The organism is Flavobacterium sp. LHD-80 (assembly GCF_030929605.1).
Taxonomy (GTDB): Bacteria; Bacteroidota; Bacteroidia; order Flavobacteriales; family Flavobacteriaceae; genus Flavobacterium.
The window spans coordinates 561,766-587,025 of record NZ_JAVFVS010000005.1 but is presented as its reverse complement, the minus strand read 5'-3'; the positions used below and the strand labels follow the sequence as shown (position 1 = coordinate 587,025).

Sequence of the window (25,260 nt, the reverse complement as noted above, 5' to 3'; positions counted from 1 at the left end):
GCTTAAAGCTTAAAGCATATAAAGATGAAACTAAAAAAAATAAACGAGAAACTACAAGACGGACTAATTGAAAACGGTTTAACAGAAGCAAATGTTTTGCAGATGGAAACGTTTTCTACCATAAAAAGCGGTGCCGATTGTATAATTATTTCTCCAGCGGGAAGTGGAAAAAGTACAACTATTGTATTAAATGTGATTCAGCAATTGGCTGGAAAAACAGAAGAGTCGCCACGAGCTTTAATTATTGTAGAAGATAAAGCGAAGGTTTTGGAAATGGTTGCTCTTTTTGAAAAATATGGAAAATATACCAACTTAGAGGTGTATGGGGTAAATGAAAAAGGCGATATGGATTACGATAAAAACTATATTTCTACGGGAATAGATGTTTTGATTGGAACGCCTACAAAGTTAAACGATATGTTTAGTACAGCTGGTTACAATGTGAACCGTCTTAAAATGCTAATTTTAGATGATGCAGATCCTATTTTGAGACTTCGCCACGAAACTAAAATTATGCGTATTTCGGGTAGTATCGCCAAAACGCAACGATTGATTTTTGCTGAAACACTGACAGAAAGAATCGAAATTTTGGCTGATAAAATGCTGGTCGAACCTTATTTATTTGATATGGATGAAGAAGGCGAGGAAGAACTTGATGAAGAGGAAGACGACGTAGAAGAAGAATAGACTTTTCAATATAGTATGGAAATGATAAAAACGCTAAAATTTTTGACGATTGCGCTTCTGGCTTTTTTCGCAATTATTTATGTTGTTGTGGTTTCTTATATATATTTTAATCAGGTCGGAATGGTTTTCCAGAGTGCCGCGCTTCCAAAAGATTTTAAATTTGAATACGAAAGTCCATTTGAAGAGTTGAATATCAAATCTTTTGATGGCGTAAATTTAAATGGTCTTTTATTTAAGACTGAAAATTCTAAAGGTCTTGTGTTTTATCTTCACGGAAATGCTGGAACGCTTGAAAGTTGGGGCAAAATTGCAAAAACTTATACCAATTTAGGATACGATATTTTTATTTTAGATTATCGGAGTTTTGGGAAAAGTGAAGGAGAAATTGAAAACGAAGAACAGTTAAATAAAGATGTTGCAGAAGTTTATAAGAGATTAACTGAAAGATATCCCGAAAATAAAATTGTTATTTCGGGTTATTCTATTGGTTCAGGATTGGCAACAATTTTAGCTTCAGAAAATAAGCCGAAAGCACTAATTCTCCAATCTCCTTATTTTAGTTTTACAGAATTATCTGGAACTAGAGTTCGATTTTTTCCTGATTTTATGAAAAAGTTTCATTTGGAAACCTATCAGTATCTTCCAAAAATTAAAGCGCCAATATTTATTTTTCATGGATTAGATGATCAATTGATTCCAGTTGAAAATTCGGTCCGACTAAATAAAATTTTAGGTTCTAAAGGACATTTGTACCTTTTAAAAGGACAAGGGCACATTGGAATGAATGAAAATGAAAGTTTTCAAGAACAATTAAAAGTAATATTACAATAAATAATAAAAATACAATGTCATGGGATTAATGAAGGTATTTTCAGGAAGCGAAGTTTTAGCAATTGCTTTGCAGGAAAGATTAGAAGAAGCTGGAGTAGAAACAGTAAAAAAAGATAATATTCAATCAGCTCGTTTAGGAGGTTTTGGCGGAACAGATTTGGCAGTTGAGGTTTTTATTCAAGAAACCGATTTTGCAAAAGCAAATCCCGTTATCGAAGATTTTAGAATGAGTATTTAAATAGTATTCAGTGTTCAGCATTTAGTCACAGTTTTATGCTTTAATTGCAAACTGCGACTGAATACTAAATACTGTTTACTGCGAACTAAAAAAATATGCAATACAAAATGCTAGTGCTCGACATGGATGACACCTTGTTGACAGACGATCATAGAATTTCAGATTTAAACAAAAAAGTTTTATTAGAGGCTCAAGCAAAAGGAGTTTATGTGGTTTTGGCTTCTGGCCGACCAACTTCGGCAATGACGGCTTATGCGAAAGAGCTTGAACTTGATAAAAACGATTCGTATATGATTTCGTTTAACGGAGCTATTATCAGTCGTGTAAAAGATGATTTGGTTTTATTTGAACAGAAATTAACTGTTGAACAAATTCACGATTTGTATGATTACAGCGTGAAAATGAATACGCATATCATTACCTATTTAGATGACGAAATTATAAGCGAAACCGATTCTGAATTCATAGAAATTGAAAAAGAGATTACGGGTATGCCACATCTTATGGTTTCTAGTTTTAAAGATTACGTTGACAGACCTGCTGTAAAATGTATTCTGTTGAAAGAACCTTCTGAATTGAAAGAATTAGAAGAAGATCTGAAAGCTAAAATGCCACATTTAAGCGTTTCAATGTCAAAACCTTTTTTTCTTGAAGCAGCGCAACAAGGAATTGACAAAGCAGCAAGTTTGAAACTTCTGGCCGATAAATTAGGAATACTTCAAGAAGAAATTATTGCTGTTGGTAACGCAGGAAATGATTTGACAATGATTGAATATGCTGGTCTTGGTGTTTGGGTTGATAATGTAACACCAGAATTACGTGACAGAGCCGATTTGATCGTAGCTTCAAATAATGATGATGGAGTTGCTGAAGTGGTCCAAAAATATATTTTAGATTAATTTTCCGATGAAAAATCCAATCGAAACAGAACGTTTGCTTTTAAGACAATTACAGATGTCAGACGTTGATGGAATGTTTGAATTGGAATCTAATCCTAATGTGCATTTGTATGTAGGGAACAAACCTATTACAGATATTGATCAAAGTCGTGCTTACATTGAATTTGTTAATCAGCAATACAAAGATTTTGGAACCGGACGCTGGGCGGTTATTCTAAAAGAAACCAATGAATTTATTGGCTGGTCGGGGATAAAATTTATAACACATGAAATTAATAACCATCAAAACTTTTACGAGATTGGTTATCGTTTTATAGAAAAACATTGGGGTAAAGGTTATGCAACCGAAGCCGGAAAAGCCTTTATAGATCATGCTTTCAACGAAATGAAAGTTGATGCTGTTTATGCCTATGCAGATGAAGGGAATACTAACTCAAGAAAAATTCTCGAAAAACTAGGCTTACAATTTGTAAACTCTTTTGAATATGAAGGGGAAAGAGAACTTTGGTACGAAATCAAAAATCCAAACGTATAACTTTCTAAGAAATGCGTTCCAAATCTTTGTAAACTTTAATAAGATTGCAAAGATTTGGAAAACGTAGTTTCTTAAATTATTTTTTAGCTACAGAAACAAAATATTTATTTCCGTCACCCATTGTTAATTTCACGCGCTCATCGCAAAGATCAATTGCAAAAGCGGCACTTTCATAACAGCTGCAAGTTGTATTTTTGTCTTTAGACATTTCTGTTTTACAGTTGTTGTTTTTAAAAGTTGCTAATTGTGGTGTGTACAAACTTACTAAATCTGTAGAAGCCGTAACCAGCGAAATGATACTTGCAGAATTATTGTTTGTAATTCTGTAAACAATTCTGTCTGTATAATTTACTTCATTTACAGTTACTTTACGAATGTAAGTATAAGCAGTTGATTCAGCACCTGGTTCTTTAACTTCAAATTTAAAACCAACTGCACGAATAGCAACATCAAATTGCTGCTGAGAGTTTAAACTTGCCCAAGTCGTTAAAGTACTAATCGAAGGAAATGGATTTGTGGCTGGAGCATTAGTTTGCGCTTGCGAGCTAAAAATGGTTAAGAACATCAAGCAGATTGTGGGTAAAAATGCTTTCATAAAGTGTGGTATTTGTATTTTGATTTTGCCTACTCTCTTTGGTTTTCGGCTTTCCCATTTCATTTTGTAACACAAAACAACAACATAACGATTGAAATTCAAAATTGTTATGTCTGATTTATTATTAAATTAATCAACACGTTCTATGATTTCTAAATAAGCCTGAATTCTAATGTAGATTCAAGTTCTAGTAAATGTAAGATTTTTTGAATTTAAATTGTAAAAAAATGTATTTAATCGATAAAATTTGCACTTAATCGATGTTTTTGTCATTTAATTCTTATTGAATTGTATAATGTAAAGTTCGAAAAAAATATTGTTTATCAAAATTTTTACGAACTTTAAGTGTGTTTTATTTTTAATGAAGACAAATTGTTGAAACGAAGTCGATTATTGATTTTCTTTTACAAAAATTGTTCGTAAATTTGCAGCCTTAAATTTTTTGACAACGATTTCATTAATTTAAGAAAATTATGGAAAATAGAAAGAAAGTTGCCTTTTATACGCTGGGTTGTAAACTGAATTTTTCAGAGACTTCTACAATCGCCAGAAATTTCAATGACGAAGGTTTTGACCGCGTCGATTTTGAAGAAGTTGCAGATATTTATGTAATCAATACTTGTTCTGTAACTGATAATGCTGATAAACAATTTAAACAGGTTGTAAAAAAAGCCATGAAGCTTAATGACAAGGCTTTTGTCGCTGCGGTTGGTTGTTATGCACAGTTAAAACCTGAAGAATTAGCCGCTGTTGATGGTGTTGATTTGGTTTTAGGAGCAACAGAAAAATTTAAAATCACCGATTATATTCACGATTTAAGCAAAAACGATATGGGTGAAGTGCACTCATGCGAAATTGCTGAAGCCGATTTTTACGTTGGAAGTTACTCAATTGGTGACAGAACCCGTGCTTTCTTAAAAGTTCAAGATGGTTGCGATTATAAATGTACCTATTGTACGATTCCGTTGGCAAGAGGAATTTCCAGAAGTGATGCTTTAGAAAATGTTCTTAAAAATGCCAAAGAAATCTCAGCTCAAAATATTCGTGAAATTGTTTTAACGGGTGTAAATATTGGTGATTACGGAAAAGGAGAATTCGGGAATAAAAAACACGAACATACTTTTCTGGATTTAGTTCAGGCTTTAGACAAAGTTGAAGGAATCGAGCGTTTACGAATTTCATCGATCGAACCGAATTTATTGAAAAATGAAACCATTGAGTTCGTTTCTAAAAGCCGCACTTTTGTACCGCATTTTCATATTCCGTTGCAATCAGGAAGCAATGATATTTTAAAATTAATGAAACGCCGTTATCTGCGTGAAGTTTATATTGACCGAGTAAACAAAATTCGTGAAGTAATGCCTCATGCGTGTATTGGTGTCGATGTTATTGTTGGTTTTCCAGGTGAAACCGATGAACACTTTTTAGAAACGTATCATTTCTTAAATGAATTGGATATTTCTTACCTGCATGTTTTTACCTATTCAGAAAGAGATAATACAGAAGCTGTAGAAATGGACGGAGTTGTTCCGGCAAATGTTCGTGCAAAAAGAAGTAAAATGCTTCGCGGATTATCAGTTAAAAAACGCCGTGCTTTTTACGAAAGCCAATTAGGAACTAAAAGAACGGTTCTTTTTGAAGGTGAAAATAAAGAAGGATATATTCACGGTTTTACTGAAAATTACGTGAAAGTAAAAACACCTTGGAATCCAGAATTGGTAAACACTTTACAAGAAATCAATTTAACAAAAATTGATGAAGATGGAAGTGTTCGTATGGAGTTTGTAAATAAATTGGCGGAGGCTTAAATATTTTAGGATATTCCAAAGTTGCCATATAGTTTGTCATTCCGAGGAACGAGGAATCTCCGCAAGAAACTCTACAAAGATTGGTGATTTTTGGAGAGGAGTTACTTGTGGAGATTCCTCGTTCCTCGGAATGACAAAAAAACCGCATAGTTTTTTCTAAAAAAAATTATGCGGTTTTTTATTGTGTTAAAATCTATTTTAAATCCTCAGAAACCACTAGTTTCAAAGAATTAATATAATCCGTATCAAATTCTATAACTCTAATTTTCTCCGGATTGAAACTTAATTCGCCACCAAACTGACCTTTAATGTCTAGAAAGTCAATTAAAAGTTCTTCGTCTGTCAGTGAAAGCAATTTTCCTAAATAAGCCGATTTAGCTGATTTTTTAGCAATTTGAAAAATACCGAATTTATTACTGATATAATTTAAAATCGATTCCAAATCTCTAATTGGGATAATATCTTCCGAATTGATTTTTAAACCTTTTAACCGAATTACTTTTTCGGTAAAAGCCAAATCATGATCGCGATTAACCGCTAAGATGTTTTTGTTTTTTAAAATCACAAAACCATCCAAAATAAAATCAACCGGATTGTTTCGAAGTAAAATCCAGTCATCAGAATAGTCAATAAGAAATCCGGTAAAAATCTGTTTTTTATCCTCAAATTCTATTTCGACTAATTGTCTTAAATATTGTTCCATATTGATTTACTTTAGTTGCTATAACTTTGTCAAAGTTCAAAACTTTGACAAAATTTCGTCAGAATGTTTTTTATGGGTTGGTAGACCAGATACTGCTGTTTTTAATAAAAACTCTTCGGTTTAATTTAAGCTGTGCAATAATTAAATCGGCCATATCTTCAGACTGCATTACTTTTTCAGGATTTCCATCGGTTAATTTTAAATCAATGGCTAAATCTGTTGCTACAGTGCTTGGCGTTAAAGCCGTAACACGAATGTTGTGTTTTCTCATTTCTTGCATCAAGGAATCAGTTAATCCTAAAACGGCAAATTTTGAGGCGCTGTAAGCACTTGTCAACGCATTTCCGTTTAAACCTGCAGTCGATGAAATATTAATGATATCGCCAGTTTGTCTTTCAATCATGTTTGGAATTACGGCACGAGTCGTGTAATACGTTCCCATTAAATTGACCTGAATGATTTTTTCCCAATCGCTTGGTTCTAATTCTAAGAATTTCCCAAAAGAAGCAATTCCGGCATTATTAATTAAAATGTCAATATTTTTAAATTCGGAAAAAGCTTTTTCAACTGCTGCGTTTATCGAATTCATATCCGAAACATCTGCTGCTAAAGCTAACGATTTTACGCCTAAGTTATTAGTTTGATTGGCAAGTTGGTCAACATCGGCTTGAGTTCTTGCAACTAAAATTACATTTACACCTTCTTTGGCTAAGGCAATTGCAATTGCTTTTCCAATTCCTTTTCCAGCTCCTGTAATTAAAGCGGTTTTATTTTTTAAGTCTGTCATGATTGTATTTTTTGAAATGCAGAAAGCATCATTTGAGTAACACAAAAATACAGTTTTTGCTTCCTAAAATGATGCTTTAAATGCTTTCTTAATCTAAGTTTAACACCTTCTTTATTCCTTTAGAATCCTATCAGTGTATATTACAGCTCTTAAGATTTGTTTATTTTCATATGAAGAATTAAAATCCCAGTCCGCCGATTTAATTATACTGCTTAGAAGTTTCAACTAAACGAATAAATTCTGCTTTATAGCCCTCACCATCATTTGAATTTCCTTGTTTTGCCAGTTTTACAATTTCTTCTGAAGATTTGTCCTTGATTAATTTTGAATCTCTCAATTTCAAGCCAAACCAAGCTACAGCAGAACTAAATTTCATATCATCGCTAGATTTTTCTAAGGCAACCGATTTGTTGGCAATTACCTGAACCATTTCGATACTTTTATCGCCGTCAGGTTTTTTGTAACGGAATTTTATAGTTGCTAATTCATTGCTGTAATTGTTTGTACTAGCTTCTGTTTTAGTGTATTTCAAATCATCTGGCTGTTCGGCTAAATAATCGCTTTTTGCACCAGCTGGAATGATTTCATATAATGCCGTAACGGTATGATTGCTTCCTAGTTCGCCTGCATCAATCGCGTCATTTTTAAAATCTTCAGGACGAAGTTTTCTGTTTTCATAACCAATCAAACGATACGCCTGAACTTGTTTCGGATTAAACTCAATCTGAATTTTCACATCCTTCGCAATGGCAAACATCGAACCTTTAAATTCTTTTCCTAAAAAACGATTCGCTTCCTGAATGTTATCGATATAGGCGTAATTTCCATTTCCTTTATCGGCTAAAATTTCCATTTTGCTGTCTTTGTAATTCCCCATTCCGTAACCCAAACAAGTCAAGAAAACGCCTGTTTTTCTTTTTTCTTCGATTAATTTTTCCATATCAGCATTTGAAGCGCTTCCTACGTTGAAATCGCCGTCTGTTGCTAGAATCACGCGGTTGTTTCCGTCTTTAATGAAATTTTCTGTCGCCGTTTTATAAGCCAATTCGATTCCGGCGCCACCTGCAGTGCTTCCGCCAGATTGCAATTTATCTAAAGCATCAATAATTGTTTTTTTCTCGTCTCCAGAAGTTGGCGGTAAAACCATTCCCGCAGCGCCCGCATACACTACAATCGCAACTTTGTCTTTTGGACGCAATTCGTTTACCAATATTTTTAGAGATTGTTTCAATAAAGGCAGTTTATTCATTTCAGCCATTGAACCCGAAACATCGATTAAGAAAACAAGGTTTGAAGCAGGTAAATCTTCAGTCGGAATGTTTTTCCCTTGTAAACCAATTTTTACGATTTTATTATTTGCGTTCCAAGGCGAATCACTTACTTCTGTATTAATTGAAAATGGATGTTCATCTTTTGGCTGTGGATACGTGTATTTGAAAAAATTCACCATTTCTTCAACACGCACCGCATCTTTTGGAACTTGTTGTCCGTTGTTTAAAAAACGTCTTATGTTCGTGTAGGACGCATTATCCACATCAATTGAAAAAGTAGAAAGTGGCGCTGTTTTTGGGCTTTCGAAAGCATTTTCGATAAAAGAATCATAATCTTCCTGAGTTGGTTCGACCGGAATTGGCATGATATTTAATTTTTTGTCCAATTCTTTTTCTGAAAGGTTTTTGTACATTTCATTTTTGGTCGAAATCACGACAACACCATTTGACGCTTTACTTCCATAAATTGAAGTGGCATCTAAATCTTTTAAAACCTTTAAATCTTTAATGTCATTCGGATTAATTTTAGCCATTTGATTGGCTTTTGCAGGAACTCCGTCAATTATATACAAAGGTTCATTTTTTGGAGAAATCGGTGCATTGCCTCGGATTATTATATTTTGAGAAGGCATATATTGTTTGTTTGCCTGAGTAATTTGTGTGCCGGCAATCACAGATTTAGCAGCTTGCTTAGCTTCTTTTTTTTCTCTTCTTCTTTCCGCTCGTTCATAACTTCTAGCACTGTAATCTGAATTGCTTTCACTTGTGCCATAACCAACAACTACAACTTCTTGTAGTTGGGCACTGTTTTCTTTTAATACAACATTGATAATATTTGATGTGTTAACATAAAAGGTTCTAGAATCCATACCTATGAAACTAAAAACTAGCGCATCGCCTGTTTTTGCTTGGATGGAATAGTTTCCTTCAAAATTTGTTTGTGCATATTTTTTTGTGCCTTTAATAGTTATTTGTACACCCGGAAGTGGCAAATTAGATTGGTCAGTAACAGTTCCTGTGATGGTTCTTTCTTGTGCCATGCTCACGAAACATATAAGCATAGCAATGGCTGATGAAATAAGTTTTAGACTTTTCATGATAATAAGTTTTAAGATTTAATGTTCGGATTTTGCTTTGTCAAAGCTGCAGACTTTGACAAAGCTTGGAATTACTTTTTAGGAGTTGGTTTTCCTGTTTTTGTAGTAATTATTACAACTCCTTTTTTCCCTTTTTCGCCATATTTTTCAGTGGCTTCAAGGTCTTGTAAAATGGTTATTGTTTTGATGTCCTGCTGATTTAAGGGCGCATACGGACTTGTAGGGTTTTTGCCGAATAAATCATTTTCAGAATAATATACGCCATCAATAATGTAAAGCGGTTCGTCAAGAATTACTAATGATTCTACATTTTCAGGCTCTACATTTTTCATTTCGGCCTGCATCATTTTATCTCTTTTTACATCATCGTTATGGGCAATAGCGTTACCGTTTAAGATTATCAAAGGCGCACTTTTTTTAGCTTTAGCCGACTGTTTTTCAGCAAAAGCAACTTTAGCCGATTCTTTTTCTGGATATCCAATATAACCAACTTGTGAATTATTTTCTTTTTTTGAAATTATATTGTCGCTTTCTTCTTCTGCGCTTTCTTCATCAGCCACTACCGTTACAGCTTGGGTTCCAGCGCCTATTGGTTCAGATACAACCATTTCACTGTTTGAACTTGTTGTTTCTTGAATTGCAACTCTTTCTTTATGTTTTATCTGGTTTTCTAAAATTGCTGTACCTTCTTTTTTAGTAACTAATTGTGAATCTGATGAAACTGGTGCATTACTTTCTTCAGCCGAATTGTTTTTAGTTGTCTCGTTTTTCGTTTCATTGGTAACAACCTGATCAACATTTTCTAAAGTTGATTTTTTATCTGTTTTCAGAAATTGATATCCTAAAGAAACTACTAATAAAAGTGAAGCAGCAACGGCAATTTTTTTCCAAAGCGAAATTGTTTTTTTATCTTCTTTTTTGTCGAGTTTTTGTTCAACGCGCGACCAAACTTTTTCCATTCCTGGAAAATCTTGTGCTGGCGCATTTTCAGCGACTTCTTTAAATTTGTCGAATATTTTATCTTGATTGTCCATGACTATTTTGCTTTTTGATAATACAATTTATTAACCAGATCTTTTAGTTTGGTTTTCGCGGCATTCAATTGTGATTTCGAAGTGCCTTCCGAGATATTCAGCATAGCCGCTATTTCCTTGTGTCCAAAACCTTCAATTACAAAAAGGTTAAAAACGGTTTTACAGCCATCCGGAATATGGTTTAATAAATTGAGTAAATCTTCTTCTTCCAGTGCGCTCATTTCATCTGTAAAAGGCTGTGAAAGCACTTTTACATCATCAAGATACATATTGAAATTGGTATTTTTCTTGATGGTTGCCAAGCAGTGATTAACGGCAATTTTTCTGGACCAAGCTTCAAAAGCTTTGTCTTCTTTAAGCTGTTCCAGTTTCGTGAAAATAGTATAGAAAGCGTCGGCCAGAGCTTCTTCAATTTCTTCTTCTTTTTTCAAGTATCGTTTGCAGACGCGATACAGCTTTGGAGCCATATACTCATAAACCTGACGCTGGGCGTCGCGGTTCATTTTTTTGCAGTTAGAAATTAGCGTTTCGTTTATCACAATGTTGGTCTTTATTTATAAAGAGAGCGAAATAGATAAAAAGGTTGGGACGAAGGTGAAATAAATATAAAAATAATTTAAATTAGTTTGTAAGCTGTTGTTTTTGCGGGGTTTATTTTTAATTTGATTTTTTAGGTTTTTGCAGTTAAAAGCATAAGATCCCATAAAAAATGACACACAATCAAGATTTTTATGTTTCTGTATTTCTCATATTGAATAGCAAATACGAGCCCGATTACAATTGGGCCAATGACATTCAGCAATGTTCCGTAACCAATGTGAAGCAATCCAAACAAAACGCTGGAAATAATAATAGCCGGAATTTTGTTTTTAAAAAGCAGTTCTAATCTTGGCAGTAAATAACCCCTAAAAATTAATTCTTCGGTAATTCCAGCCGTCACGCAAGTGAAAAAAAGCAGAAAATAACTCTTTTTAAAAAGTGCCAAGGCTTTTTGTAGCACCGCACTTTCTGCTGTAACTTTAAAAAGCATGATTAAAAGACCCGTAATATAAACTGCTATAAATAGTTTTACGAATGTTTTAAATAATGCTATAGCGAAATCAGGAAATGTAAAATTGGTTTCTTTCCAAAGCAAAAAAGGCTGTTTTTCTATTTTTAGAGAATATAAGAATAACAGCAAAAGTGAAACCCAAATGGCCAATCTCGAAATGTAGAATTGAATTTCTTTACTGATTCCTAAACCTTTGAATAATAAAGGAGAATAAAGCGCCAGAACGGGAAGAAGCACAGAAATTATTATGCTGATAATTAAAGCTGGTTTCTTGGCTAAGTTTGAAATGTTGAGCATTTATTTTGGTTGTAGGTTTTGGGTTTTAGGCTAGTTTTATTGGCTTGGATTTATAACTTTTCACAATCTTGTCATTTCGACGGAGGAGAAATCTCCACAAGTAACTCCATTCCAATAAGCCAATCTTTGTCGAGTTTCTTGCGAAGATTTCTCCTCCGTCGAAATGACAAAAATGCGGTTAAAAATAACCAGCAACTGTCGTTTTTTTATCGTAGAGGCGCACAGCAGTGCGTCTAACGTCACGTAAAGGAACAACTTTGGCATAATTCTTTGCGGAGACGCACTGCTGTGCGCCTCTACGGAATATTGTAATCGAAAGACTTTGTGCGACTTTGTGTAGCTCTTATTTTATCGGCAAAGTCAATTTAAAAATTTTGGTCTCTAAAACATCCGTATCATTATCTTCACAAAGCAAAAACTCAATTTTGTTGTTTTCTTTTTTGTAGAAAGTCAAACCTTCAAATTTATTAGTTGACGTTATTTTTTGAGTAAAATCGATTTTCATGGTTTTAAGATCTATTCTTCCAATGAAACTTCCTAGAATTTCGCCGTCGTCGTAAGTTGATTTTGTGTCTTCGGCGGTTGAGAGGAAATAGATTTTGTCTTCGACCAAAATCGCGTCTGTAAAACTCGAACGAACGCCTTTTATTTTTGGCAGTTTATAATTGACAGAAATCAAAGCAAATTCATCTCCTAAACTTTTGGCATGAATGGTGAAAATGGTATTTTTGTTTGTAACGCCGTTTCCACGGTTGAATAAATACCAGTTTTCACCATCGAAAATAGTGCCTTCTAAATTGAAATCTTCAGGTTTTATTTCGCCGAAACTTTGCATCAAACCGTATATATCAACTAAATTGTTTTTTTGTAAAACCTTTTTGTTTTTAAGATCAAACTCAATCATTTTGTTTCGATTTTCGGTTGAACCGGAACCAAAAATATAAAGTGTATCATTATGATTCGTAATTGATTCAAAATCGGGTTTTAAGTTTTTTGGAATGTTTTGCGACGGATTATCAATTAAAGCATGTTGATTTAATTGTTGATTCTGCATATTGTATTCGTACAGAAATCCGCTGTTGTCGCCAATGACATAAAGTGCATCATTATTATAAAACAATCCTGATGCAGAACCGATTCCGATGATTTGAAATAATATTTCTAATGTGAATTTTTCCATGAATGTTGATTTGAAAATAAGTGCCTAGCCCTGATAGTAATGGAAATACTTTGAAAAGAAATTGCATTTTTTCCTGACAGAACAAAGCGACCAACGGAAGCTCTTGTTATGGCTTTGGAAAAAAGCAATTTATTGAAAAGTATTGCAATGAATAGCAGGAATATGCTTCGTAAAATTACTATATTTATGATACAAAATATTAAAATATGAAACCGCTATTTCAAAAAAGTCATTAAAATAAAAAACGAGAAAGCGATAACATATTTTACCTCTTAAAAATAAAATCAAAAAATATGAAATCAATAGACCCGAAAGATTTTAAAGTTACTGATAAAATAAAACTAAAAAAGATTCCGACTTTATTAAATATTAATGCTGATGATGATGAAAAGGAAGAAAAACTGGATAAGGTTCAGGCAAAATTGAGCGATTTGCAGGATGTCATGTACGCACACAATAAATACGGGGTTTTAATTTGCCTTCAAGGAATGGATACTTCGGGAAAAGACAGTTTAATTCGGGAAGTTTTTAAAGAATTTAATCCGCGTGGGGTTGTGGTTCATAGTTTTAAAACGCCAAATTCAAATGAATTAGAACACGATTATTTATGGCGTCATTATGTTGCGTTGCCAGAAAAAGGAAAATTTGCGATTTTTAATAGAACACATTATGAAAATGTGTTGGTAACGCGCGTTCATCCAGAATATATTTTGAGCGAGAATTTGCCAGGAATTAATTCGGTTAAAGATATTACGCCTGATTTTTGGGAAAATAGAATTAAGCAAATCAATAATTTTGAAAAGCATATTTCGCAAAACGGAACTATAGTAATGAAGTTTTATCTGCATTTGAGCAAAGAGGAGCAAAGACAGCGTTTGCTTCGTCGTTTGGAAGAAGGAAAACACAATTGGAAATTTTCGCCCGGCGATTTGAAAGAACGCGAACATTGGGACGAATATCAAAAGTATTACGAAGAAGCAATCAACCAAACTTCTAAAGAACATGCGCCCTGGTATATTGTTCCTGCTGATGATAAAGAAATGGCACGTTATATAGTTGCCAAAATTATTTGGGAAGAAATGCAAAAGCATACTGATATTAAAGAACCAGAATTGGACGAAAAAATAAAAGCCAATTTTGAGCTTTATAAAGAACAATTAAAAAAGGAGTCTTAAAGTAAGGCTCTTTTTTTTGTTTGAATGTTACTGAAAGTTTATGAGTATTTTGTATTACTAATTTATTGTTAATTTTTTTAACAATATGTGCTTCTTGTGGTAAAAGTCTTGTTTTTTTGATAATATCAAAATCATTTTCAGTTAAAATGGTGGGAGTTACTTTGTAAAAAAATAAAAAACCATTTTAGCTCATGAAACGAATTATTCTACCTTTAATTATTTTAGGTTCAATGGTTACTTCTTGTAACAACGATTCTAAAGATGACACTGTACCAACAAGTGTTGTATTGAAAGACCAATCTGTAACGCCAAGTTTATTGAAAGCGCAAGCAGGATTTGAAAGTTTGAAAATTTATTCTCTTTTTGGTTCCGATGATGTTTTTCCAGACAGTCCAAGTTTTGTTTTTGGAGGTTCGGCAGATGGTTCTGGTTTGTTAAAAAACAGTGACGGAACTTTTACTTTTTTAGTAAACAACGAAGATAATTTTGCGGTTTCTAGAATTACTTTAGACAAAACATTTAAACCTACAAAAGGGGAATATTTATTGAATTCAAGCGGAGGAACTTGGAGATTGTGTGGCGCAACTATGGCTACACAAGCAGAACACGGTTTTGGACCTGTTTATTTGACTTGCGGAGAATCTGGTGAAGAATCTCGTACGCATGCTTTAGATCCTTATGCTAGTGCTGGAAATGCTTCAGTATCAAAAGAGTTGGCAGGATTTGGACGTTTAAGTGCCGAGAATGCTTTGCCATTGCGTTCTAGCGCATACAAAGGCAAAACGGTTGTTGTAATTGGCGATGACGATTCTGGAACTTATGGAGGTCAGGTTTTTATGTATGTATCGAATACTGTGGGCGATTTGTCTAATGGTTCATTGTACATGCTGAAAAGAAATGATGACAACCAAAGAGAAAAAGACATGGAGGTTAGCAAAACGTATCCAGTTACTTTTGTAAAAATTGATAATCATACTACGCTTACTGGTGCGCAAATTAATGCAGCGGTAAATACTTTGAAAGCAATCAAATTTGGACGTGTTGAAGATTTAGATTACCGCAAAGGCGGCAGCAATGCAGACAGAGAATTGTATTTTAACGTAACAGGACAAGCAACTACAGGAACAAATGCTGATGGTTCAAGAACGAAATACGGTAGAGTTTACAGATTAAATCTTGATGCTGCTGACCCGTTAAAAGGTACTTTGGAAGTTATTCTTGACGGAGACAATAGAAGCGGAATTGCAGGTAAATTTCAAAATCCAGATAATATTTGTGTGACTAAAAACTATGTTTACGTTCAGGAAGATGCAAATGGTTACGGAGACGAAACGCACGATGCTTATATTTATCAATACAATATTGCTACAAAAGATTTAAAAGTTGTAGTTGAATTAGACCACCGTCGTACTGCTACAGATGCTGCAAAATACAATGTAGGCGGCACTTCAAAATTTGGTGATTGGGAATATGGCGCTTTGATCGATGTATCTGATCAGGTAGGTATTGCTGATACTTTTATGTTGAGTGTACAGCCACATACTTGGACTGGTGCAAAATACAAAGGAGTTGATGGCGGAACAAACCGTCCTAACGAACAACAGGCAAGTCAAATTGTTGTTATTAAAGGTTTAGCGAGATAAATTTAAATCAATAAAAGCAGTTGTCCACTATTTCATTTTTGAGATAGTGGTTTCTGTTTTTATGATTATACCTCTTTTTAATTGTCATAAAATCATGAAAAAAATATATGGTCTGCTGTTCTTGGTAGTGTTTGCTAGTTGCGGAAAAAAAAGCAAACATCAAGAAATAAATGAATTATTTCAGGCAGATATAACTTTGTTAATTGAGAAAGTAGCCAAACTGAAATATTCTGTGCAGGAAGATTCGACTGAAGCACAAATTCAGAGGCAGTTTCTGGAAGCCCACGAAAGCTATAAAAAGGTCGAAATGATAAGTGAGTATTATTCGCCCGCGGTTTCAAAATCGATTAATGGCCCCGCGATAAATGAGTTTGAAGAAAATGATAAAGTTACGGTTCCGCCAGAAGGATTTCAGGTTATTGAAGAATTGGTTTTTCCAAAATACAGCAAAGACAATAAAAAAGAATTAATTCAGGAATTAGGCGTTTTGTCTGCAAATTTGATTCGGTTGGAAAAAGTTTCAAGTTCCAATGAATTAACAGATGCACACGTTTTTGACGCTATGCGATTAGAAGTCTACCGAATTATTACATTGGGAATTACTGGTTTTGATTCGCCGGTTGCTTTCAATTCACTTCCTGAAGCTAAGATTTCGTTAGAAACTATCGAAAGATATTATCGTGTTTATACCGAAAATAAAAATTCAACAAATTCAAAACTGGTATTTCAGCTTTTAGAAAAAGGAAAGAAATATTTAAAATCGAATACCAATTTTAATGCTTTTGATCGTGCTTATTTTATCAACGAAATTTTAAATCCGTTAAGTAAAGGACTTTTTAAAACACAGTCGGAATTAGGAATTCCGTTAATGAAAGAACAACGTGGCTTAAAAGTTACGGCGCAGACTTTATTTGATAAAGATGCTTTTGATACTGAAGCTTTTTCAGGATTTCCAGATTATAAAACGACTCCAGAAAAAATTGCGCTAGGCAAAAAGCTATTTAATGATCCAATTCTGTCCGGAAATAATACGCGTTCTTGCGCGTCTTGTCATCACGCAGATAAAGCATTCACAGACGGATTAGAAAGAGCGGTTTCGCTTGACGGAAAATCTATGATTCAGCGCAACACGCCAACGCTTGCGAATATTGCTTTTCAGCGTGTGTTTTTTGCAGATTCGAGAGTTAGTTATCTCGAAGATCAGGCTGTTGCGGTTATTAAAAATGAAAACGAAATGCATGGATCGCTGGAAAAATCGGTTTTGGCATTAAAGCAAAATACGGCTTATGCGCAGTCTTTCAAAAAGGCTTTTCCTAAAGGAGAAATAAACGAATTTGCAATCAAGAATGCTTTAGGATCTTACATTCGTTCGTTAAGTCATTACGATTCTAAATTTGACCTTGTAATGCAAAATAAAACAGCTTTTACTCCCGATGAAAAAGCTGGTTTTAATTTATTTGCTGGAAAAGCAAAATGTGCGACTTGCCATTTTATTCCGCTTACAAATGGAACTGTTCCTCCAAATTTTGACCGAACAGAAAGTGAAATTTTAGGTGTTCCAAACCGAAATAAAAAACTCGATGGCGACTTGGGGAAATTTGTAATTACGCAGGCAGCGATTCATAAAAACTCGTTTAAAACGCCAACGATTCGAAATATCGAACTTACTGCGCCATACATGCATAACGGAGTCTATAAAACGCTCGAAGAAGTTATCGATTTTTATAATGAAGGCGGCGGACTTGGCTTAGGTTTAGAGGTTCCAAACCAGACTTTGCCAGAAGACAAATTAAATTTAACCGATAAAGAAAAAAAGCAATTAATTGATTTTATGAAAACTTTGACGGATACGCGGTATTTAGTAAAGAGTAAAGAGTAAAGAGTAAAGAGTAAAGAGTGTTTTTTTACCTATAGCTTTGCGGACTTTTTGACTTTCTAAATTTTATGACTTGCGTTCTTTGCGGTTAATTTTTTGCCCAAAGTTGATGATATAAAACACCAAACCCGGCAGACTGTGCGATCTGCCGGGTTCATACCAAAAACAAAAAATAAATTAAACCTTAATTTTTATAAGTCAAAACCATAAGCAACTCTTAATGCTACTTGATTGGTTTTGAAATCGTGATAATCTTCGTAACGTACGCTCAAATCGATAGATTTAGTAGCGTATCCAATTCCAGGCGCCCATAAAAAAGTAGTTTTGTCATAACCATTTGTCACTGCAAAACCGGCACCTACTTCACCTAAAACGTAAAATTGGTCTTCCCAAATAAAAGCTTTAAAACCAGCTTTTGCAGGAATAAATCCAAGATCTTTGATGTCATTTCCAAGATCATCTTTACCCATAAATAAATTAGTAAAACCTGTTGTTAAGGTTAATGAAGTTCTTTTAGATAAGTCATATTGTAAACGAACATCTCCTCCAAGTGACCAATCGTAGTCATTATCTGTTGGAATTCCTCCGTTTAAACCAAAACCTAATTTAAAACCCTGATCGTAATTTGTCGCTGCATTGTCTTGTGCGAAAGTGGTGTTAGCGTATAAAAATGCAAAAGCAGCTAGGCATATCATTTGTACTTTTCTCATGGCATATATATTTGAATTATTAATAATGTAAAAGTATAATCAAGGGCTTTGGGGCTTGTTATATAATTTTTAAAAATCGTTACATAATATCAGGGTGTGCTTAATTTTGCCTTAAAAAGGGGATATATTTTTATTGATAGGACAGAATTCATCGCTTCTGATTATCTTTGCCGACAAAATAAAATAGAAGTGAATTTAAAGCAATACACCAAAGAGTTTTCGTATAATTTCAGACTAGCATATCCTATTATATTAGGTATGGTTGGCCATACCCTAATTGGTATTGTTGACAACATAATGGTTGGGAAATTAGGAAGCACAGAATTGGCCGCTGTTTCACTTGGAAACAGTATGGTTTTTATTGCGATGTCTTTAGGAATTGGTTTTTCGACAGCAATTACACCAATTGTTGCAGAAGGAGACGCCGAGAAAAATGACAGTAAAATTCGTTCAGCATTTCATCATGGTTTATTTTTATGCGCCATTATTGGATTATTGCTTTTTGGTTTAATTGTTCTGGCAAAACCATTAATGGAATTATTAGAACAGCCAAAAGAAGTAATTGTTTTGGCAAAACCCTATTTAGACTGGATTGCTTTTTCGTTGATTCCTTTAGTAATGTACCAAGGCTATAAACAATTTGCCGACGGAAAATCGATGACAAAATATTCAATGTATGCTATGATTATGGCAAATGTTCTTCACGTAGGAATCAATTATGTGCTAATTTATGGTATTTGGATTTTTCCTAAAATGGGAATTATTGGGGCGGCGCTTGGCACAGTAATTTCGAGAATATTTTTGGTAATGTTCATGCATATAATGTTATCCAGAAGAAATGATTTGAAACGTTTTTTCAAAGACTTCAGTTTCAGTGAAATTAAAAGTGAGACTCTAAAAAAAATTATCAATTTAGGATTTCCATCGGCTATGCAAATGCTTTTTGAAGTCGTATTGTTTACTGCTTCGATATGGCTTTGTGGCAATATTGGTAAAACTAGTCAGGCAGCCAATCAAATTGCTTTGAGTTTGTCATCGCTTACTTTTATGTTTGCAATGGGTTTAAGCGTAACATCGATGATTAGAGTAAGTAATCAAAGAGGATTGCAGGATTATAAAAATCTAGTGGTTGTAGCGCGTTCTATATTTTTGCTTGCCATTGTAATCGAAACTTTTTTTGCATTTCTATTTGTTGTCTTTCATGATTTTTTCCCTCATATCTTTTTAAATATGGAAAATAGCGGACAGGTTTTAGATAATACTGAAGTAATCGCAATAGCTTCGAAATTATTATTGATAGCAGCCATTTTCCAGATTTCTGACGGAATTCAGGTTGTGGTTTTAGGCGCTTTACGTGGTTTGCAGGATGTAAAAATCCCAATGTATATCACTTTTGTAGCCTACTGGGTTGTTGGTTTTCCAATTTCCTATTATTTGGGAGAACACACAGAACTGAAAGCACAAGGCGTTTGGATAGGACTTTTAGCGGGTTTAACAACAGCAGCAATCTTTCTGTACATTCGCTTTCATTACTTAACAAAGAGATTAATCACGAATTCAGTTTCAAATAGCTAAATTTGAGACATTAAATTTTAACGCCAGAAATTAAAATCTTTTTAATCCTTTTAATCTGTGGCTAAACAAAAAAACAGCCAGTTTAGCAGGCAATTGTAAAATCTAAAATAAACTTATATAAAATGGAATTACCTAAATTTTTACTTGGAGACAATACTGATTTTCCAGATGATATTTTCATCATTCACCTTGATTATCCTCGATTTATTATCAATTTAAAAGATGATGAGGTTGAATTCTTAGAAGAAGCCGAAGATCTTGACGAAGCCGAATTAAATGCTGAAATGGAAGGCTTGATCGAAAAAGCAAATGATTTTTACGACAGAGAAATAAACCGCTACGAAGAGTAAATAAAAAAGAATAGAGGCATGTATGTCTGTAGAGACGCACAGCAGTGCGTCTTCTTGGTATCCGGAGATTTTTTCACGCAGATTTTGCAGATTTAAGTCGATTTAATTTTAAAATTTGCTTTAAAAATATCTACGTACATCTGCTTAAATTTGCAAAATCTGCGTGAAATAAAAAATACGGCTCTATATTTCCCTGTTTCAATCAAAAAATAATGCAAATCATCTAATGAAAAAATTAAGTTTTTTAAAACCTATTTTCAATTTTATATTAATCGGATTACTTATTACTACTTTAAGCCGACTTTTTTTGTTTTTCCTTTTTAAAGAAAGAGTAGAGCAAACCCCAGACTTCTGGTATATTTTTCCAATCGGTTTGCGAATGGATTTGATTTTACTTTGTTATTTGTCATTTCTGCCAGCTGTTTTAATTACTTTTCTTCCAAATAAGTGGCTGAAATTCACCAATAAATTTTTAGTAATTTACAGTTTCTTGTTTCTGTTTCTAATTCTTTTTGTAGAATTAGCGTCACCAGATTTTGTAAAACAATACGATACACGTCCAAATAAGATTTTCTTGGATTATCTTATCTATCCAAAAGAAGTTGTCGGAATGCTATTGAAAAGTTACTTGGCTTCAATCATTGTGACTTTTTTAATTCTTGGTGTTGTAATTTATTTTGCCTTCAAAAAAGGAAAAAAATATTTTCATACAACAAGTATCGAATATAAATTCAAATTAATGGTTTTTCCGTTAGTTGCTTTTTTATTGTTTTTTGGAGCACGTTCAAGTTTAACTTCAAAACGTCCTATTAATGCGAGTAATGCTGTTTTTTCAACAGATCAGCTGACAAATACTCTTGGGCTAAATTCATTTTATACTGTTGCTTTTGCTGCTTATTCAATTAAAAATGAAGGAAATACCAAAATGTACGGCAAAATGGATGAGGCAGAAGCGATTGCACGTGTAAAAAAATACATGATTGCCGGCCCAAATGATTTTACCGATGCTGAAATTCCGTTTCTTCATGTGCAGCAACCTGATTCTGTAATGAAAAAGCCATACAATTTGGTGATCTTTTTGCAAGAAAGTTTAGGTGCAGAATATGTTGGAATTTTGGGTGGAAAACCACTAACTCCAGAATTTGATAAATTATCAAAAGAAGGTTTATTATTTACTAACTTATATTGTACAGGAACCAGAAGTGTTCGCGGAATTGAAGCGGTTGTAACAGGATTTTTGCCATCACCTTCAGAAAGTGTAGTGAAGTTGGGAAACTCGCAACAAGGGTTTTTTACACTTGCAGATGCTTTAAAACATAAAGGTTACGATACAAGTTTCATTTATGGTGGAATGGCCAATTTTGATAATATGGCTTCATTTTTCAACGGAAATGGTTTTACAGATATTGTTGACCAAACTGATTTTGAGTCAGATGGAAATAAATACGCTTTTAAAGGAACTTGGGGTTACTCAGATGAAGATTTGGTAACGAAAGCAAATAATTATTTTAAAGCAAAAGGGAATAAGCCCTTTTTCTCTTTGATGTTTTCAACGTCAAATCACGAACCATTTGAATATCCTGAAGGAAGAATAAAACCTTACGATAAAAAACCGGCGACAGTAAACAACGCCATGAAATATGCCGATTTCTCAATTGGAAAATTCTTTGAAATGGCTAAAAAAGAAGAGTATTTCAAGAATACTATTTTTATTGTAATCGCCGATCATAATACAAGAACCTACGGAAAAAATTTAGTGCCAATAAACAAATTCCATATTCCAGCATTTATTATGGGACCTGGAGTTCCAAAAGGTGCAGTTTACGATCGATTGGCAAGTCAAATTGATATTCCGCCAACATTGTTAAGTTATTTAGGAATTCCTTTTGAAACACCAATGGTTGGTAGAAACTTGAGTAAACTGGATCCAAAAGTTCAAGGAAGATCCATCATGCAGTTTAATGACATCAATGCTTTTAGAGTTGAAAACCAAGTTGTCATCATGCAGCCAAATTTGAAACCGTTGCAGTTTGAAATCAAAAACGATACAACTTTAATTCCGGTTAAATTAAATGAAGAATTAGCAAAAGATGCGTTGGCGCATGTCATTACAGCAGGAAATTTGTATAAGGAAAACAAGTATAAATTAAGACGCTAAGTTACTAAACTAAGATGCTAAGTTTCTAAGTTTTTAATTTAAGGACTTGTCACGGTGTCACATTGAGCGAAGTCGAAATGCTTTGTGGGTTCTCGACCTCGCTCAAACTGACAATATTGACAAAAAATCTTAGAACCTTAGCATCTTAGTAACTTAGCGACTTTTATTAAAATAAAATCTTAATAACTCAGAAGCAGCAGCAAAAGGTGAAACTTCATCATTTTGCACTGCTTTTTTATTTTGTTCCAAAAGCGAAATAATTTCAGGTTGATTATAGAAATTTGATTTCAATTGTTCGTTGATGGTTTCCATCATCCAGAACTGATTTTGTTCATGTCGTTTTTCTTGGAAAAAACCTGATTCTTTAGTGAGTTCAAAATAATCAGAAATAGTACTCCAGATTTCTGAAATACCATCTTTAGTAATGGCGCTGCAAGTTGTCACTTTTGGTTGCCAGTTTGATTTTTTTGGAGGAAACAAATGCAAAGCTCTGTTGAATTCTAATTTCGCCTGATTCGCTTTTTTAATATTGTCTCCGTCGGCTTTATTAATTACAATAGCATCAGCCATTTCCATAATGCCTCGTTTAATGCCTTGAAGTTCGTCGCCGGCACCAGAAATTTTCAATAAAAGAAAAAAGTCAACCATACTGTGAACAGCAGTTTCGCTTTGACCAACACCAACAGTTTCAATAATGATGGTGTCAAAACCTGCCGCTTCGCATAAAATAATCGATTCACGGGTTTTTCGCGCTACGCCGCCTAAAGTTTCCCCAGAAGCACTTGGTCTGATAAAAGCATTTTCATCTTTCACCAATTCTTCCATTCGGGTTTTATCGCCTAAAATACTTCCGTGTGAAATTGAACTGCTTGGGTCAACTGCCAGAACTGCTACTTTTTTTCCTGTTTGAGTAAGATAAGTTCCAAAAGCTTCGATAAAAGTACTTTTACCAACTCCGGGAACGCCCGTAATTCCTATTCGAATAGATTTGTTAGCATGAGGCAAACAACCTTTTATAATCTCTTCCGCTTTTGCAGTATGTTCAGGATTTGTGCTTTCGATAAGCGTAATTGCACGACTTAACGAAGTTCTGTTTCCCGAAAGAATTCCAGAGATTAATTCTGATGCAGAAGGCTGTTGTCTGCGTTTGTTTTTAATGTCATTTATAGCCGAAACATTGGTAATTTCAGGAGATGAAATTCCAGCTTTTTCAGTTAAACTGCTCGACTGTTTTTTTACACTTGACAAAATACTTTTTTAGTAATGTAAAAGTACTGAAAACAAAAACAGTTTCAAAAGACAATTATTCTTTTGAAGCTGTAATGAGTGGTAACACGAATTTCACAAATTTGCACGAATTATTGCCTTTATTTTTATTCTGAAGGAAGTTGAAAGATAGCAAGTTGTTCGTTAAAGATGTTTGGCCACAAAGAGACCCGACAGGTTTTAAAAACCTGTCGGGTCCAATTAGTATTGTGGAGTTTCACGATTTAGCTCAAATGCAATGGAGAAAGCACTAAAATAGTAATTCGTGAAAATTCGTGTAATTTGTGTTTTAATAAGCTGCTGTAAAACGAACTTGGTGATGTTTTGGAGTTTCTACTTCATCAGCAATTACAACCGCTAAATCTTCTACAGATAAAATACTTCTTTGCTCGTCATTGAAAACTGGGTTTTCTAAACCTAAACGGTATTTACCTGTTCTCCCTGTTGTAATTCCCTGATGCATTTCAAGAGCAGGACTAAAAAATGCCCAATCTAATTCTTTTTCCTCCTTTATAACATTCAAATAATCTCTCGCAGCAGAAGCCGCTGTATAATATTCCTTTGGAAACTCTGGAGTATCAACTGCCTGTAAGCCCGGTGCTACATATAAACTTCCAGCACCTCCAATAGTGATAAAACGTTTTACACCTGATTTTTTTGTCGCTTCTTGAATCGATTTTGATCCGTTTTCGAAATCAGCGGTGTAATTTGAATTTGTCCATCCCGGATTGTAAGCGTTAATGATTAAATCATGTCCTTTTAAAATTTCTGCCAAAGCATCTGCATTAAAAATATCTGCAGCAATCCATTTTGCATTGTCAGTATTTTTTGGAGTTCTTGCTATTGCTGTAATTTCGTGTTTTCTGTCTGCTAATTCGGTTAAAATTGCTGAGCCTACAAATCCTGTAGCTCCAATAAGTGCGATTTTCATAATATATAAATTTATTTAGTAATAAAAAATGTTACAGTTTTGGTAAAAAAAATAGTTTTAAAATTGGTTCGAAAAATCTTCTAAAGAAATTCCTTCCAATTGAGCGCTCACTTTTTGATTCATTTCCCCATACAAAACATGTAGATTTTGATTGATTTTTTTTCCAACTGGACAATCAGGATTTGGCTGATTTTTAGCATAACCCAATCCAATGGTTTCAAAAGTCATTTCAAAAATCTCTCTTAATGTCAGTTTAGATGAATCTACGGCCAATTTTGTGCCTCCATTTTTTCCTTCTTTACTTTCTACAATATGATGTGCTTTTAGATTTGCAATCTCTTTTCTAACCAAAACAGGGTTCAGGTTCATACTTCCCGCAATATATTCCGAAGACAAATAATCGTTTGGGAATTTATTAAGCAAAGTGAGAATGTGAATCGTTATGGCAAATTTACCTGAAAGCATACTGTAATAAAATATGTTACAAATATAAGAAGTTTTACAATACGAAAATAAATTTTAACTAACTTTTTGGAAATAAGTGATTAGTGAATAGTAATTAG

At 33.8% G+C, this 25,260-nt stretch carries 24 protein-coding genes; 12 read left to right on the top strand and 12 right to left on the bottom strand.

The features are described 5' to 3' along the window. Nucleotides 1–24: 24 nt before the first annotated feature. The 5 genes from RB619_RS10580 to RB619_RS10560 all read left to right on the top strand — a co-directional run bounded on the left by RB619_RS10580 (nt 25) and on the right by RB619_RS10560 (nt 3,190). Nucleotides 25–687 (top strand): DEAD/DEAH box helicase, encoded by a 663-nt coding sequence (locus tag RB619_RS10580; RefSeq protein ID WP_308097131.1) that lies wholly within the window; start codon nt 25–27, stop codon nt 685–687. 21 nt (nt 688–708) lie between these two features. Beyond that, the gene (locus RB619_RS10575) at nt 709–1,518 is read left to right on the top strand and encodes an alpha/beta fold hydrolase (RefSeq protein ID WP_308097129.1); all 810 of its coding nucleotides are present in this window, start codon (nt 709–711) and stop codon (nt 1,516–1,518) included. Between the two features lie 19 nt (nt 1,519–1,537). After that, nucleotides 1,538–1,756: a putative signal transducing protein gene (locus RB619_RS10570; RefSeq protein WP_026727963.1), complete on the top strand. Its 219-nt coding sequence runs from the start codon at nt 1,538–1,540 to the stop codon at nt 1,754–1,756. Between the two features lie 95 nt (nt 1,757–1,851). After that, on the top strand, nt 1,852–2,655 hold the full coding sequence (locus RB619_RS10565; RefSeq protein ID WP_308097127.1) for a Cof-type HAD-IIB family hydrolase: 804 nt from the start codon (nt 1,852–1,854) through the stop codon (nt 2,653–2,655). A 7-nt stretch (nt 2,656–2,662) separates the two neighbouring features. Beyond that, complete coding sequence (locus RB619_RS10560; RefSeq protein ID WP_308097125.1) at nt 2,663–3,190, top strand: GNAT family N-acetyltransferase; 528 nt, start codon at nt 2,663–2,665, stop codon at nt 3,188–3,190. Between the two features lie 76 nt (nt 3,191–3,266). On the opposite strand, the gene RB619_RS10555 is transcribed toward RB619_RS10560, so the two are convergent. After that, nucleotides 3,267–3,785: a hypothetical protein gene (locus RB619_RS10555; protein WP_308097123.1), complete on the bottom strand. Its 519-nt coding sequence runs from the start codon at nt 3,783–3,785 to the stop codon at nt 3,267–3,269. Between the two features lie 473 nt (nt 3,786–4,258). Between RB619_RS10555 and mtaB the strand changes: the two genes are divergently transcribed. Beyond that, nucleotides 4,259–5,593 (top strand): tRNA (N(6)-L-threonylcarbamoyladenosine(37)-C(2))-methylthiotransferase MtaB, encoded by a 1,335-nt coding sequence (gene mtaB / locus RB619_RS10550; protein WP_308097121.1) that lies wholly within the window; start codon nt 4,259–4,261, stop codon nt 5,591–5,593. A 193-nt stretch (nt 5,594–5,786) separates the two neighbouring features. Here mtaB and RB619_RS10545 read toward each other — a convergent pair whose 3' ends face one another. The 7 genes from RB619_RS10545 to RB619_RS10515 all read right to left on the bottom strand — a co-directional run bounded on the left by RB619_RS10545 (nt 5,787) and on the right by RB619_RS10515 (nt 13,013). Continuing rightward, entirely contained in the window at nt 5,787–6,296 is a 510-nt protein-coding gene (locus RB619_RS10545) for a hypothetical protein (protein WP_308097119.1), read from the bottom strand. A 70-nt stretch (nt 6,297–6,366) separates the two neighbouring features. Next, entirely contained in the window at nt 6,367–7,083 is a 717-nt protein-coding gene (locus RB619_RS10540; RefSeq protein ID WP_308097117.1) for a 3-ketoacyl-ACP reductase, read from the bottom strand. A gap of 199 nt (nt 7,084–7,282) precedes the next feature. Beyond that, on the bottom strand, nt 7,283–9,451 hold the full coding sequence (locus tag RB619_RS10535; protein WP_308097115.1) for a von Willebrand factor type A domain-containing protein: 2,169 nt from the start codon (nt 9,449–9,451) through the stop codon (nt 7,283–7,285). A gap of 71 nt (nt 9,452–9,522) precedes the next feature. After that, entirely contained in the window at nt 9,523–10,485 is a 963-nt protein-coding gene (locus RB619_RS10530; protein ID WP_308097114.1) for a hypothetical protein, read from the bottom strand. Between the two features lie 2 nt (nt 10,486–10,487). Further along, nucleotides 10,488–10,988 carry a sigma-70 family RNA polymerase sigma factor gene (locus RB619_RS10525; protein ID WP_308097112.1) on the bottom strand — a complete coding sequence of 167 codons (501 nt, stop codon included), beginning with the start codon at nt 10,986–10,988 and terminating at the stop codon, nt 10,488–10,490. Nucleotides 10,989–11,155: 167 nt separating this feature from the next. Next, the gene (locus RB619_RS10520; protein ID WP_308097110.1) at nt 11,156–11,833 is read right to left on the bottom strand and encodes a CPBP family intramembrane glutamic endopeptidase; all 678 of its coding nucleotides are present in this window, start codon (nt 11,831–11,833) and stop codon (nt 11,156–11,158) included. A 343-nt stretch (nt 11,834–12,176) separates the two neighbouring features. Further along, nucleotides 12,177–13,013: a hypothetical protein gene (locus RB619_RS10515; protein WP_308097108.1), complete on the bottom strand. Its 837-nt coding sequence runs from the start codon at nt 13,011–13,013 to the stop codon at nt 12,177–12,179. A 293-nt stretch (nt 13,014–13,306) separates the two neighbouring features. Here RB619_RS10515 and RB619_RS10510 point away from each other — a divergent pair, with 293 nt between their 5' ends. From RB619_RS10510 to RB619_RS10500, 3 genes are all read left to right on the top strand, one after another. Beyond that, nucleotides 13,307–14,188, top strand: a complete 882-nt coding sequence (locus tag RB619_RS10510; protein ID WP_308097107.1) for a PPK2 family polyphosphate kinase — start codon at nt 13,307–13,309, stop codon at nt 14,186–14,188. A 191-nt stretch (nt 14,189–14,379) separates the two neighbouring features. Beyond that, nucleotides 14,380–15,831, top strand: coding sequence for a hypothetical protein (locus RB619_RS10505; protein ID WP_308097105.1), 1,452 nt, complete (start codon nt 14,380–14,382; stop codon nt 15,829–15,831). Nucleotides 15,832–15,925: 94 nt separating this feature from the next. Next, a complete protein-coding gene (locus RB619_RS10500; protein ID WP_308097103.1) occupies nt 15,926–17,710 on the top strand; it encodes a cytochrome c peroxidase in 1,785 nt (594 codons plus the stop codon). A 188-nt stretch (nt 17,711–17,898) separates the two neighbouring features. Here the strand turns inward: RB619_RS10500 and RB619_RS10495 are convergent, their stop codons facing one another. Beyond that, on the bottom strand, nt 17,899–18,417 hold the full coding sequence (locus tag RB619_RS10495; RefSeq protein WP_308097100.1) for a hypothetical protein: 519 nt from the start codon (nt 18,415–18,417) through the stop codon (nt 17,899–17,901). A 189-nt stretch (nt 18,418–18,606) separates the two neighbouring features. Here RB619_RS10495 and RB619_RS10490 point away from each other — a divergent pair, with 189 nt between their 5' ends. The 3 genes from RB619_RS10490 to RB619_RS10480 all read left to right on the top strand — a co-directional run bounded on the left by RB619_RS10490 (nt 18,607) and on the right by RB619_RS10480 (nt 22,500). Then, the gene (locus tag RB619_RS10490; RefSeq protein ID WP_308097098.1) at nt 18,607–19,992 is read left to right on the top strand and encodes an MATE family efflux transporter; all 1,386 of its coding nucleotides are present in this window, start codon (nt 18,607–18,609) and stop codon (nt 19,990–19,992) included. Nucleotides 19,993–20,114: 122 nt separating this feature from the next. Beyond that, the gene (locus RB619_RS10485) at nt 20,115–20,342 is read left to right on the top strand and encodes a hypothetical protein (protein ID WP_026984926.1); all 228 of its coding nucleotides are present in this window, start codon (nt 20,115–20,117) and stop codon (nt 20,340–20,342) included. Nucleotides 20,343–20,568: 226 nt separating this feature from the next. Then, nucleotides 20,569–22,500 (top strand): LTA synthase family protein, encoded by a 1,932-nt coding sequence (locus tag RB619_RS10480; RefSeq protein ID WP_308097096.1) that lies wholly within the window; start codon nt 20,569–20,571, stop codon nt 22,498–22,500. Nucleotides 22,501–22,653: 153 nt separating this feature from the next. Here RB619_RS10480 and meaB read toward each other — a convergent pair whose 3' ends face one another. The 3 genes from meaB to RB619_RS10465 all read right to left on the bottom strand — a co-directional run bounded on the left by meaB (nt 22,654) and on the right by RB619_RS10465 (nt 25,162). Then, a complete protein-coding gene (gene meaB / locus RB619_RS10475) occupies nt 22,654–23,748 on the bottom strand; it encodes a methylmalonyl Co-A mutase-associated GTPase MeaB (RefSeq protein WP_308097094.1) in 1,095 nt (364 codons plus the stop codon). Between the two features lie 307 nt (nt 23,749–24,055). Next, nucleotides 24,056–24,697 (bottom strand): NAD(P)H-binding protein, encoded by a 642-nt coding sequence (locus tag RB619_RS10470; RefSeq protein WP_308097092.1) that lies wholly within the window; start codon nt 24,695–24,697, stop codon nt 24,056–24,058. Between the two features lie 57 nt (nt 24,698–24,754). Then, the gene (locus RB619_RS10465) at nt 24,755–25,162 is read right to left on the bottom strand and encodes an Rrf2 family transcriptional regulator (RefSeq protein ID WP_308097089.1); all 408 of its coding nucleotides are present in this window, start codon (nt 25,160–25,162) and stop codon (nt 24,755–24,757) included. Nucleotides 25,163–25,260: the final 98 nt, after the last annotated feature.